Here is a 13,453-nt window from a genome sequence, read left to right as displayed (position 1 = left end):
ACATAAAAATAGTATTAACGGTATTTAAAGATGATGTGTGAGGAATCAAAAATCTTTAAATCAAAAAACACCTAACTATCTATGAAAAACAAAATGATATTCCTTTCATCAGCTCTAGTTTTTGCATTCTTTACTTCATGTAAAAATGATGCGCAAACTTTAGCTTCAAATTCGGCACAAACCGAAGAATACGTTGGAAAAGAAATAAGCACAGATCACGATGCTGAAATCGACAAATTGATTTCGCAAATGACATTAGAAGAAAAAATCGGAATGCTTCACGGGAACAGTATGTTTGCCAATGCAGGTGTAAAACGTTTAGGAATTCCAGAATTAAAAATGGCCGATGGTCCATTGGGAGTTCGTGAAGAAATCTCACGCGACAATTGGGCTCCAGCAGGATGGACAAACGATTTTGCAACGTATTATCCAGCAGGAGGTGCTTTGGCCGCAACTTGGAACGCAGAAATGGCGCATACTTTCGGAACCAGTTTAGGAGAAGAATTACGTGCAAGAGATAAAGACATGTTACTTTCGCCAGCCATCAATATGGTAAGAACGCCACTTGGAGGAAGAACGTACGAATATATGTCTGAAGACCCATTTTTGAATAAAAAAATCGCGGTGCCTTTGATTGTTGGTTTACAAGAAAAAGATGTAATGGCGTGTGTAAAACATTACGCAGCAAACAATCAGGAAACAAATCGTGATTTTGTAGATGTACAAATTGACGAGCGTACACTTCGCGAAATTTATCTTCCAGCTTTTGAAGCTTCAGTAAAAGAGGCAAAAGCATACAGTATAATGGGAGCTTACAATAAATTCAGAGGCGAATATTTATGTGAGAACGATTATATGCTGAATAAAATCCTTCGTGACGAATGGGGATTTAAAGGTATTGTAGTTTCTGACTGGGCAGCGCTGCATTCTACAGCTAAAGCATTGAAAAATGGTTTAGATATTGAAATGGGAACACCAAAACCTTTCAATGAATTTTTCTTAGCCGATAAATTAATTGCTGCCGTTAAATCGGGAGAAGTTTCAGAAAAAGAAATCGATCTTCATGTAAAACGTATTTTAAGAACATTGTTTCAGGTAAAAGCAATGGGCGGCGGAACACGTGCAAAAGGAAGCATCGCAACCGAAGCACATTACCAAGACGCTTACAAAATTGCGGCAGAAGCAATTGTATTGTTGAAGAATGAAAACAATGCATTGCCTTTAAAACTAGACGGAGTAAAATCTATCGCTGTAATTGGAAACAATGCAACAAAGAAAAATGCTCTTGGCGGATTTGGAGCGGGAGTAAAAACAAAAAGAGAAGTTACGCCTCTGGAAGGTCTTAAAAACAGATTGCCTTCATCAATCAAAATCAATTACGCAGAAGGATATTTAGAGCGTTACGATGAGAAAAACAAAGGAAATTTAGGAAATATCACGGCTAATGGTCCAGTTACAATTGATGCATTAGATCCTGCAAAAGTTCAAGAAGCAGTAGAAGCAGCTAAAAATTCTGATGTTGCAATTATTTTTGCGGGATCCAACCGTGATTACGAAACAGAAGCTTCAGACCGTAGAGATTTGCACTTGCCTTTTGGACAAGAAGAATTAATTAGAAAAGTAACAGCTGCAAATCCAAAAACTATCGTGGTAATGATTGCCGGTGCTCCTTTTGATATTAATGAAGTTAGCCAGAAATCTTCTGCTTTAGTTTGGAGCTGGTTCAACGGTTCTGAAGGTGGAAATGCTTTAGCTGATGTAATTTTAGGAAAAGTAAATCCATCAGGAAAATTACCTTGGACAATGCCTAAACAATTGAAAGATTCTCCTGCGCATGCCACAAACAGTTTCCCTGGAGACAAAGCTGTAAATTATGCTGAAGGAATCTTAATTGGTTACCGTTGGTTTGATACTAAAAATGTTGCGCCGTTATATCCTTTCGGTTACGGATTATCATACACAACTTTCGCGCTTGATAATGCAAAAGCAAATAAAGATTCGTACGCTCAAAACGACGTAATTGAAGTTACAGTTGACGTTAAAAACACTGGAAAAGTAGACGGAAAAGAAGTAGTTCAATTGTATACTTCAAAATCTGATTCTAAAATTACTCGTGCAGCGCAAGAATTAAAAGGTTTCAAAAAAGCCGAAGTAAAAGCGGGAAGTTCAGAAAAAGTAACGATCAAAGTACCAGTAAAAGAATTGGCTTACTACGATGTTGCTGCTAAAAAATGGACAGTTGAACCAGGAAAATATACTATTAAGTTAGGAACTTCTTCAAGAGACATTAAAAAAGAAATTCAAGTAACAGTTAAATAAATTGTTATTGCTATAAAATAACCAAACCACCAACGCCAGCCCATTAAAAGCTGGCGTTGATTTTAAAAACTTACACTTAACTTAAACTAAACCAAATGAAAAAATCAATCAAAGATTACCTCTTGTCTTTTATTCTATGTTTTGCTTTCTTAGGAGTTTTAGCTTGCAGTTCAGATAAAGAAGAAGCTCCAGTAAGTATAAAAACGCTTACTGCGAGTACGAGTAAAATCGATTTTGAAAGCAAAGAGAATTCAATTGAAGTAACGATTAATTCCAATGGGGTTACTTGGACATTGAGTAATCCTGTAAGCTGGATAAAAGTAAGTCAGACTACAGGAACTTCAGGAAGTACAGTGGTAAAAATTACCGCTTTAGAAAACACGACTACAGCTTTGCGAAATGCTGTGATTACTTTGACAAGCACCGAAGTGCCGTCTGCAACAATTTCAGTTTCTCAGGCCGGAGGAAGTTTATATCCAAGTTACAATACCAATCCAATTGCGGCAGATGCCTCAGGAATGGGAAGTTCTGCTGTTGAATTGGCAGCAAAAATCAAATTAGGATGGAATATTGGAAATACATTGGAAGCAACTGGAGGAGAAACTGCTTGGGGAAATCCAAAAGTAACTAAAGCTTTAATTGATGCTGTAAAAGCAAACGGATTTAATGCGATCAGAATTCCGTGTTCTTGGAATCAGAATTTGGAAAATGCTGCAACAGCAAAAATCAAAGTGGATTGGTTAAATCGTGTTAAAGAAGTAGTGCAATATTGCGTAGATAATGATATGTACGTTGTTGTAAACATTCACTGGGACGGCGGCTGGCTGGAAAATAATATTACCGAAGCTAAAAAAGTAGAAAATAATGCCAAACAAAAAGCGTTTTGGGAGCAAATCGCAACGCATTTACGAGGTTTTGACGAACATTTACTTTTTGCAAGCGCCAATGAACCAGCTGTTGAAGATGCAACACAAATGGCCGTTTTAACTTCGTATCACCAGACTTTTATTGATGCGGTTCGTTCTACAGGAGGTAAAAATACAACGCGTGTTTTAGTCGTTCAGGGACCAACGACAGATATCGAAAAAACGAACAAATTAATGACTACATTGCCAGTAGATAAAGTTACAGGCAGAATGATGGTCGAAGTGCATTATTATTCACCGTGGAATTTTGCTGGTTTAACCAAAGACGAAACTTGGGGTAAAATGTTCTACTATTGGGGAACAGGTTTCCATTCTGCGACCGATACAGAACGAAATGCAACTTGGGGAGAAGAAGCCGATTTAGAAAAGAATTTCAAATTGATGAAAACCCAATTTGTAGACAAAGGAATTCCGGTTTTATTGGGAGAATTTGGAGCAATTAGAAGAACAACTTTAACAGGAGACGCGCTGACTTTGCATTTAAACTCAAGAGCCTATTATTTAAAAACGGTAGTCAAAACAGCAAAAGCAAACGGATTATTACCTTTTTATTGGGACGAAGGAAGTCTAGGAAACAACGGTTTCGGAATCATGAATAGAACCAATAATACCGTCTTCGATACACAAGCTTTAAACGCTTTAATAGACGGATTAAAGTAAAAAAACAGGTTAAAACCATATAAGTGATATAAGTAAATTTAAGCGCAATGCTAAATAAAAATTCAAATTATCTTATATCACTTATGTGGTTCAAAAAAATATTTAAATTGAAAAAATGAAAAAGAGTGTAATATTTATTTTTCTGTTAATTAGTGTTTTAGCTAATGCTAATGTGAGAATGCCTTTAATATTCTCTGACGGAATGGTGCTTCAAAGAGACAAACAAATTCCGATTTGGGGTTTTGCAGATGCGAATGAAAGTGTAGAAGTCCATTTCAATAAACAAATTAAGAAAACGCAAGCCGATAAAAACGGAAAATGGACGGTAAATTTAAATGCTGAAAAAGCCGGAGGACCTTTCGAATTGACAATTATCGGAAAAAATAAAATCACCATCAAAAATGTTTTGGTTGGAGAAGTTTGGATTTGCAGCGGACAATCGAATATGGAATTTCAGGTTTTTAAAACCATGAATTCTGAAAAAGAAATTAGCAGTGCAGATTATCCAATGATTCGTCATTTTGGTGTGGCGCAAGATTTAAGCGGTACTCCAAAAGATGATTTAAAACAAGGGAAATGGGAAGTCGCTAACAAAGAAAGCGTTGGTAATTTTACAGCAGTCGGATATTATTTCGCTAGAAAATTATATGCTGAATTAAAAATTCCAATCGGAATCATCAATACTTCTTGGGGCGGAACCAATGTAGAGGCTTGGACAAGCCGTGAAGCTTTCGAAAACAGTCCAGATTTTAAAGCCATGATTGCCGATGTTCCAACCGTAGATATCAATGCTATTTTTGAAACCTATAAAAAATCGGTTTTAGACAACTTGAAAAAAGTGCAGGGTTTTGATGTTTCGATGGAAAACGAAGAGCAATTTAAAAACCCAAACTTACAAGATAAAAATTGGCCAGAAATAAAAGTGCCATCACTTTGGGAAAATCAGCAGATTGGCAATATCGACGGAATTGTATGGATGAGAAAAACCATTGTTTTAACTGCAGAACAGGCCAAAAAAGAAGCTGTTTTACATTTAGCAAAAGTTGATGACGAAGACAAAACTTATGTGAATGGTGTTGAAGTTGGAACTAACAATCTTTGGGATGCTAAAAGAGTTTACAAAATTCCGTCAAACGTTTTAAAAGAAGGAACAAACGTAATAGCCGTAAGAATTACAGATTACAGCGGCGGTGGTGGAATTTATGGCGATCCGCAAGATTTAAAAATCGATTTTAAAGATTCAAATTTACCTTTAGAAGGACTTTGGAAATTCAACGTCATAAAAGTGAGGATTGAAGTTTCGCCAAACAGTTATCCATCATTATTGTACAATGCAATGGTAAATCCATTAGTGCCTTATGCGATGCAAGGCGTTTTATGGTATCAAGGTGAAGCCAATGTTTGGAGAGCAGCAGAATACAAAAAGTCATTTCCGTTAATGATTAACGATTGGAGAACAAAATTCAAACAAGGAAATTTCCCTTTTTATTTCGTTCAATTGTCCACTTTTGATGAATTCGGAGGCAACAGCCAAAAGGGAAGCCGTTGGGCAGAACTTCGCGAAGCACAATCTGAAACTTTAAAATTACCAAACACTGGAATGGCGGTTACAACCGATATTGGAAATGCAAAAGACATTCACCCAACCAACAAACAAGATATTGGTTTGCGTTTAGTAGCTATTGCGATGAACAATATTTACGGTAAAAAACAAGTTCATAGCGGACCAACTTATAAATCTCAAACAATAAAAGGAAACGAAATTATTCTTACTTTCGATAATATTGGCAGCGGATTATCAACGCCAAATAACGATGAATTAAAAGGTTTCGAAATTGCTGGTGTAGACAAAGTTTTTCATTCCGCGAAAGCGATAATCAAAGACAACAAAATAATCGTTTCAAGCGATAAAGTTCAAAATCCTGTAGCAGTTCATTACGGTTGGGCAGATGACGATACGGCAATTAATCTTTTCAATAAAGAAAAATTTCCTGCATCGCCTTTCAGAACGGATAATTGGGAAATGCTAACGGCGAATGAGAAATATAAAGTGAGTAAATAGTTATTAGGCGTTAGTGATTAGCCCCTAGTAAAGAGCTAGATAACACACAACTATATATGTTCCGCTAGGAACATTTCGTCGGTAGAAATTTCATCGGTAGCAACGGATGAAATCCGTTGAATAAAATGTATATAACAAAAAAATGTTCCGTAGGAACATCTGATTTGTTACCGGTTTTTATCCTAACAGGTTTTAAAAACCTGTTAGGTATCACTAGATTTTTTTATTAGTTTAGATAAAAAATAAATACCTAACAGGTTTTTAAAACCTGTTAGGATAATATAACCAAATATGATTAAAAAAACATTTCTCATTTTACTTTTCACGTCTTATTGTGCAAACATTTCGGCGCAATCCAAGAATGTTTTATGGTACAAACAACCCGCAGAATTCTTTGAAGAAAGCTTGGTTTTAGGAAACGGAAAAATGGGAGCAACGGTTTTTGGAGGCGCCAATTCAGACAAAATTTATTTGAATGACATTACGCTTTGGTCGGGCGAACCCGTAAATGCCAATATGAGTCCAGAAGCCTACAAAAACATTCCCGCAATTCGCGAAGCGTTAAAAAACGAAAACTATAAGTTAGCCGAAGAGCTAAATAAAAAAGTTCAGGGAAAAAACTCCGAATCGTATGCGCCTTTAGGAACTTTAGAAATCAATAATTCTGAAAAAGGGAAAGCAGTTAATTATCATCGTGAATTGGATCTTTCGAACGCTATTTCTAAAGTAAGTTACGAAATGGCGGGTATCAAATATACACGAGAATATTTCGTTTCGGCTCCAGATAAAGTTATGATTATCAAACTGACAGCCGATCAAAAAGGAGCCTTAAACTTTGATATAAATCTAAAAAGCCTTTTAAAATCAACTGTCGAAGTGCGAAACAATATTTTGGTATTAAAAGGTTCTGCGCCAATTCATGAAAACGCAGGGTACAATGTTTCTCCAAAATATTTGAGCTTAAAAGAAAGAGGAACACGATTTACAGGTTTAGTCCAAATCAAAAAAACAGACGGAAAAATTACAAGTTCTCGAGAAGCTTTAACGCTAACAGATGCAACTGAAGCGGTTATTTACGTTTCTGTGGCAACAAGCTTTAATGGTTTTGACAAAAATCCAGCATCAGAAGGATTGGACGAGGTGTCGATCGCCTTGCAAAATCTGAATAGTGCATACGCAAAACCATTCGATAAACTAAAAGAATCTCACATTGCCGATTATCAGAAATTCTTCAGTCGTGTCAATTTAGATTTAGGAAAAACAACCGCTCCAGATTTACCGACAGACGAACGTTTATTGCGTTATGCTGACGGAAAAGAAGATAAAAATCTAGAAATTCTATATTTCAATTTTGGACGTTATTTATTAATCAGTTCGTCAAGAACTTTGGGCGTTCCGGCCAATTTACAAGGACTTTGGAATCCGCATTTGAGTCCGCCTTGGAGCAGTAATTATACGATGAATATCAATTTGGAAGAAAATTACTGGCTGGCAGAAAACACCAATCTATCCGAAATGCATTCGTCACTTTTGAGTTTCATTAAAAATCTTTCTGTAACGGGAAAAGTTACAGCGAAGACTTTTTATGGAGTTGATAAAGGCTGGGCGGCGGCTCATAATTCAGATATCTGGGCCATGACAAATCCAGTTGGACAATTCGGAAAAGAAGATCCGATGTGGGCGTGCTGGCCAATGGCGCAAGCTTGGTTAAGCACACATATTTGGGAACATTATACTTTTACGCAAGATGTAGTTTATTTGAAAAAAGAAGGATATCCGTTAATGAAAGGCGCAGCCGAATTTTGTTTAGGTTGGATGGTTACCGATAAGAACGGAAATTTAATTACATCGCCTTCGACTTCGCCAGAAAATCAATATAAACTGGCAGATGGTTTTGTAGGTGCGACATTGTACGGAGGAACTGCCGATTTAGCCATGATTCGCGAATGTTTTGAAAAAACTATAAAAGCTTCAAAAGTATTGAATACGGATGCTGATTTTAGAAAAAAACTGGAAACAGCGCTTTCAAAATTATATCCGTATCAAATTGGTAAAAAAGGAAATCTGCAAGAATGGTATTTTGATTGGGAAGATAATGATCCGAAACACCGTCATCAATCGCACTTATTCGGACTTTTCCCTGGCGATCATATTACGCCTTTAAAAACTCCAGATTTAGCGGAAGCTTCAAAAAAGACATTAGAAATAAAAGGCGACGAAACCACAGGCTGGTCAAAAGGCTGGCGAATTAATCTTTGGGCAAGACTTTGGGACGGGAATCGTGCTTATAAAATGTATCGTGAATTGCTTCGCTACGTAGATCCCGACGGAAAGAAAACAGAAAAGCCAAGAAGAGGAGGAGGAACGTATCCAAATTTATTCGATGCGCATCCGCCATTTCAAATTGATGGTAATTTTGGTGGCGCAGCTGCCGTTGCCGAAATGTTGGTTCAATCAAATGAAAACGAAATCAGATTATTGCCTGCTTTACCAGACGCTTGGTCAGAAGGTTCTGTAAAAGGGATTTGCGCAAGAGGCGGATTTGAAATTGAAATGACTTGGAGTGATAAAAAACCTGAAAAAGTAATTGTTTCTTCTAAAAATGGAGGAAAAACAACTTTGATTTTTGGCGATAAAAAACAAGAGATTGTTTTGCAAAAAGGAGAAAGTATAGAAATCAAGTTTTAGAAAAGCTTCGGAGAAGCGAAATATTTATAGAAATTTAATAATCAAACCAAAAAGAGCTCCAGCGGAGCGACATATTTAGATTTTAAATAATTTATATGTCGCTCCGCTGGAGCTCTTTTATATCTTGAACGCTTGTTTTTTTTCTATAAATATTTCGCTTCTCCGAAGCTTTTTTATATTTGAATTTATTTTTTTTCAGATTCAGAAGTTTCTTTTTCTTTATCTTTTTGAGTATGTTCTTTTTTAAAAGTCTCGTACCACTTTTCAATAGACGGATAAACAAAAGCAGCAACTTTTTTCACCGGATTATAAAAAATGTAACTATCTAAAGTTTCCTCTTTAGCGAAAGTATTATTGAAATTTATCTTTTCGAACAAAGCAATAAAAATACTCAGAATAAGAATGGTTTTTAAAACTCTGAAAAATCCGCCTCCGAGTTTGTTCATCCAGCCTAACATGGCAAAATCGGCAATTCCAGTTAAAATTTTGGCTAAAAAATAAACGCCAATCACAACTAGAATAAACGTTAGGATAAAAGCGGTAATTTGAATATTGGTCGGATTCCAAGAAACGTGTTTTGAAATCATTACCGTCATTAACGAAGAAAATTTAATCGCAAGATAAATTCCTAATAGTAAAGAAATGAAAGAGGCAACTTCTACAAAAAGTCCATTTTTAATGCCTTTATACAAACTGTATCCTAAAAGCGCGGCTACAATAATATCAAAAAAACTCATGTTTTACGGGTGTTTAATAAAGGCGCAAAGATATGTTTTTTTTAAGGTTCAAAGGTGCAGAGAAGCAAAGGTTCAAAGGTTGTGTGAGAGATGTAATTTTAGTGTTTAATTTTTTTTAGGCACATTGCGTTCGAACTCTGTATCTTTGCAAATCAAATTTAGAGTACAGATTGTAATTCTGCCCCCTTCAGAATTGAATTTTTGAGCGATCTAATATCTAAAATCAACAATCTAAAATCATATAATGTCTAGAGATACACAATTAAAAGAGCGCTGGGAAAAGCTCGTTGATATACTTTCCAATCAATTTTCGCAAGGCGAAGATTTAGATTTGGATGCCATAATTTACCTAATCGGAGTTCAAGAATACGGAAAAGTGCACCGCGAATACAAAAAAGACGAAAAACTGAATTTAATGCACATTGCAATCTGTCGATTGTTAGAACCATACGGATTTTATGAATTCGAATATTTTGACGAAGAAGGTTGGCCTCATTATAAAGTAAAAGAAAATTTGCCGCCGTTAAAGGCCGGTGAACAATCGGTTTTAATGAAAGAAGCGATTGTAAGTTATTTTTTAGAAAGAAAACTTATTGAATAGATTTTTTTTAGTGTTCAGTATTCAGTTAGGAAGTGTTCAGCGCTGTAAACGGAATACTGACCACTAAAAACCTGACCACTGAACACTAAAAAAATGTGCAGATACGCAATGACATCTTATAAGCCTCATTATGCTTGTTTTAATTGTCGAAAGACCTTTAAAAGAAGATTGATGGTTGATGTAAAAAAAGGAGAAACATCGGTTTTTGAAGCCAAATGCCCGCAATGCGGTGAATTTATGGCCAATATGGGGCTAGATTTTGAATCGCCTAAAAAAGACGATGTCAAAAAGTGGGAACATATTAAAAGTTTATTTTCTGCGGGTATTACGTTTCACTCCTGCGGTTGTAGCGGGCCGGGCTATATTCCGAATTCAAAAGAAAAATTAGTGGAGTATTTTGAAGGGATAAAAAAAAGATATCTTGAAAATATGGGCTTTTGGCGCACTAGAATCGAACCAACTAATAAACAAGAAAAAGAACGAGATTTAAATAAAAACTGGCATAAATTAAGCAGTATTTCTCCTAATTACAAAAAGGAAATAGTAACCAATCAAGAAGGTTTAGATTATTGGCATGTAAAGATTAAACAAGTTGAAGAAAAGTTAAATCTGATAAAATAATTTACAGAAAACCTAAAACTGCGACGGTGACCGCACACTTTCAACTAAAAACACTAAATTTGTACTCTCAATTATCGAAGGAAAATGATAGATAAGATAAAACAACATATAGAGGAAGCTAAAGCCTTTAATGAGAAAAATAAAGAATCGTTAGAACAATTCCGTATTAAATATTTAGGAAGTAAAGGTTTGCTGAAAGAACTTTTTACTGAATTTAAAAATATACCAAACGACCAGAAAAAAGATTTTGGACAAGTAATCAATACTTTAAAAGCGGTTGCTGAAGAAAAAGTAAGAGTTATTCAGGAAGAGCTGGAAAGTAAAGAAGAGTCTAAAGGAATTTTTGGAGATTTAACACGTGCGGCAGAACCTGTAATTATTGGTTCGCGCCACCCAATTTCTATCGTTAAGAATCAGATTATAGATATTTTTGCTAATATCGGATTCAATGTTTCTGAAGGACCAGAAATTGAAGACGACTGGCATAACTTTACAGCATTGAACTTGCCAGAATATCACCCAGCGCGTGATATGCAGGATACGTTTTTCATTCAGACAAATCCAGATGTTTTGTTACGTACGCATACATCATCTGTTCAGGTACGTTACATGGAAAATCATAAACCGCCAATTCGTACGATTTCTCCAGGACGTGTTTTCCGTAATGAAGCGATTTCTTCTCGTTCGCACTGTATTTTCCATCAAGTGGAAGGATTATACATTGACAAAGATGTTTCTTTTGCCGATTTGAAACAGACGTTACTTTATTTCACAAAAGAAATGTTCGGTAAATCTAAGATTCGTCTTCGTCCGTCTTATTTCCCATTTACAGAGCCAAGCGCTGAGATTGATATCTATTGGGGATTAAAAACGGAAACTGATTACAGAATCACAAAAGGAACGGGTTGGTTAGAAATTGGAGGTTGCGGAATGGTAGATCCAAACGTTTTGAAAAACTGTGATATCAATCCAGATGAATACAACGGATTTGCTTTTGGAATGGGAGTAGAGCGTATTGCAATGCTTTTATACCAAATTGGAGATATCCGTATGTTCTATGAAAACGATGTTCGTTTCTTAGAGCAGTTCAAATCAAATATTTAGGAGCTATTTCCTGCTGTCCGCTGTATCTTTTGTTTTTTAAAGAAAAAAACAAAAGGATGCCGCTTCCATCAGGGCTAGGGCTTTACGTTATAAATTACCTTTACAATAAACAAACCTTTGTTGAAGCTTCAAGCTTTGACAAAGGTTTTTTAAAATTTAATAGATGAAAAAAGATATAATAATTCCAGAAGTTGAAAACGTATTTCTAGCAGCAGTGCAGGAATGGAGCGACGATTTTATGGAAAAAGTGTGGTACGCTTATTTGGTTAATGACAGTGATTTTAATTTAGACAGCGTAATGGTAGTTTCAAAAGCATTTGGAACTATTGATGGAGAAATGAAAAAGACTTCAATCTTGCGTCATGCATTCGTTGAGGTTCCTTCGGTTTCTGTTGTGAAAATAGAATTAGTAGAAAAAAGCCTTTTACCGCTTAATAATGAGTTTATGGTAACTTTCTTCATCGGAAATACTTTATACGATAAGAAATTCATTTTTAAAGCCAATTCGCTTGACGAAAACAATACGGAAGAAGTGCCAATTTTGTTTGTTGAAGGGATTATGGTGAAGTAGTGTTCAGTGGTCAGGTTTTTAGTGATCAGTTTTTTAGTGGTCAGTTTTTAGTGATCAGTCGCAGTCGCGGTATTCAGTTTAAAATTGAAATTAAGCCTTAAAATAAAAAAGTCCGAAAAAATATTTTTTCGGACTTTTTTATTTTATTGTAACTGATCACTAAAAACTGAGACTGAAAACTAACTGTGGTAAAACAGACGGTATCATTCTATAAGATCCGGTTTGATAAACTCATAATAAAATCTTCCTAAAGTGGTTAATTCAGAGGCATGACGATCTAGTTTTTTAATCAGTTTTGATGTTTTTGGAAAAAACACCCTAGTAAATTTGAAAATATTCAACTAATATTATTTAGTCTGTTTAAAAATAATGTTATATTTTTATTTTATAAATATGTATAATCCTATAAATTAAATTATGAAAACAAGAATTACATTGTTATTAGTCAGCAGTTTGTTTTTTACTTGGTCATGTAGCACAACAAGTGCTTATGAAGAAAATATTATTGCTAACAAAGAGATTGAAAGAAAAGGAGATGTTTATCTTTTAATTCCTTCCACAAAAGATACTTTATATTATAAAGATTTATCAAAAAAAGATTTCTATTCTCATAAGGAAAATCTCGATTTAATTAAAGATATATTTGCCAATCCTGAAAAATATGGTTTAAGCAATGAAGGCGAAAATAATGATAAAAGTATTTACACTAATTCTAATGGTTTTTTGATTAGAAAAGGAGGCGAAAATAATTCGTTAAATACAGGTAAAGCTTTATTTGATGATAATGATGGTCCAGGTGCGACTTTTCATGTATATGGAGAACAAACAATTTGTGATGGTCTTATGACGCAAGAATCAATGGATTTTCTCATAGATAATAGCTGTCCTTATAATATGGATCCAATGATTCTTTTATTGGCGGGTAAGGATAGTCCAAATGGCTATCGCCCATCAAATATTGCTTTCATGTCAGCTAATGATCGCGTATTCCATGACGGAAAGAATCATTATATTGTTTTAGAAGCAATTGTTTATACTTGGAGTAGAGCGTGGACTGAAAATTTTGAAGCTGCAATGGCAGTAGATCCTGTTGATTGTATTGTTAGATTACAATAGTTTTAAAAAAAAAAATCAGGTATTGCGCAGATACCTGATTTTTTAAAA

The 13,453-nt window shown here is 35.2% G+C and carries 10 protein-coding genes; 9 read left to right on the top strand and 1 reads right to left on the bottom strand.

Annotation, left to right across the window (positions count from 1 at the left end; all coding sequences use genetic code 11):
* Window positions 1–81 precede the first annotated feature (81 nt).
* From ACFO3N_RS13520 to ACFO3N_RS13505, 4 genes are all read left to right on the top strand, one after another.
* Complete coding sequence (locus tag ACFO3N_RS13520) at window positions 82–2,319, top strand: glycoside hydrolase family 3 C-terminal domain-containing protein (RefSeq protein WP_379798495.1); 2,238 nt, start codon at window positions 82–84, stop codon at window positions 2,317–2,319.
* A 95-nt stretch (window positions 2,320–2,414) separates the two neighbouring features.
* The gene (locus ACFO3N_RS13515) at window positions 2,415–3,905 is read left to right on the top strand and encodes a cellulase family glycosylhydrolase (RefSeq protein WP_379798493.1); all 1,491 of its coding nucleotides are present in this window, start codon (window positions 2,415–2,417) and stop codon (window positions 3,903–3,905) included.
* Window positions 3,906–4,020: 115 nt separating this feature from the next.
* Window positions 4,021–5,967, top strand: a complete 1,947-nt coding sequence (locus ACFO3N_RS13510) for a sialate O-acetylesterase (RefSeq protein ID WP_379798491.1) — start codon at window positions 4,021–4,023, stop codon at window positions 5,965–5,967.
* Window positions 5,968–6,258: 291 nt separating this feature from the next.
* Entirely contained in the window at window positions 6,259–8,655 is a 2,397-nt protein-coding gene (locus ACFO3N_RS13505) for a glycoside hydrolase family 95 protein (RefSeq protein ID WP_379798489.1), read from the top strand.
* Window positions 8,656–8,840: 185 nt separating this feature from the next.
* Here the strand turns inward: ACFO3N_RS13505 and ACFO3N_RS13500 are convergent, their stop codons facing one another.
* Window positions 8,841–9,392 carry a CvpA family protein gene (locus tag ACFO3N_RS13500; protein ID WP_379798487.1) on the bottom strand — a complete coding sequence of 184 codons (552 nt, stop codon included), beginning with the start codon at window positions 9,390–9,392 and terminating at the stop codon, window positions 8,841–8,843.
* 244 nt (window positions 9,393–9,636) lie between these two features.
* Here ACFO3N_RS13500 and ACFO3N_RS13495 point away from each other — a divergent pair, with 244 nt between their 5' ends.
* The 5 genes from ACFO3N_RS13495 (at window position 9,637) to ACFO3N_RS13475 (ending at window position 13,405) form a co-directional block, all read left to right on the top strand.
* Entirely contained in the window at window positions 9,637–9,993 is a 357-nt protein-coding gene (locus tag ACFO3N_RS13495) for a hypothetical protein (RefSeq protein WP_095928457.1), read from the top strand.
* A 171-nt stretch (window positions 9,994–10,164) separates the two neighbouring features.
* On the top strand, window positions 10,165–10,614 hold the full coding sequence (locus ACFO3N_RS13490) for a hypothetical protein (RefSeq protein ID WP_379798485.1): 450 nt from the start codon (window positions 10,165–10,167) through the stop codon (window positions 10,612–10,614).
* A gap of 84 nt (window positions 10,615–10,698) precedes the next feature.
* The gene (locus ACFO3N_RS13485) at window positions 10,699–11,718 is read left to right on the top strand and encodes a phenylalanine--tRNA ligase subunit alpha (RefSeq protein WP_248728619.1); all 1,020 of its coding nucleotides are present in this window, start codon (window positions 10,699–10,701) and stop codon (window positions 11,716–11,718) included.
* Window positions 11,719–11,881: 163 nt separating this feature from the next.
* On the top strand, window positions 11,882–12,289 hold the full coding sequence (locus tag ACFO3N_RS13480; protein ID WP_320495590.1) for a hypothetical protein: 408 nt from the start codon (window positions 11,882–11,884) through the stop codon (window positions 12,287–12,289).
* A gap of 417 nt (window positions 12,290–12,706) precedes the next feature.
* Entirely contained in the window at window positions 12,707–13,405 is a 699-nt protein-coding gene (locus ACFO3N_RS13475; RefSeq protein WP_379798482.1) for a hypothetical protein, read from the top strand.
* Window positions 13,406–13,453 lie beyond the last annotated feature (48 nt).

The organism is Flavobacterium chungangensis, from assembly GCF_042654045.1.
Classification (GTDB): domain Bacteria; phylum Bacteroidota; class Bacteroidia; order Flavobacteriales; family Flavobacteriaceae; genus Flavobacterium; species Flavobacterium chungangensis.
Note: the sequence above shows the minus strand (reverse complement) of the source record. Positions and strands in the feature narration are given on the sequence as shown.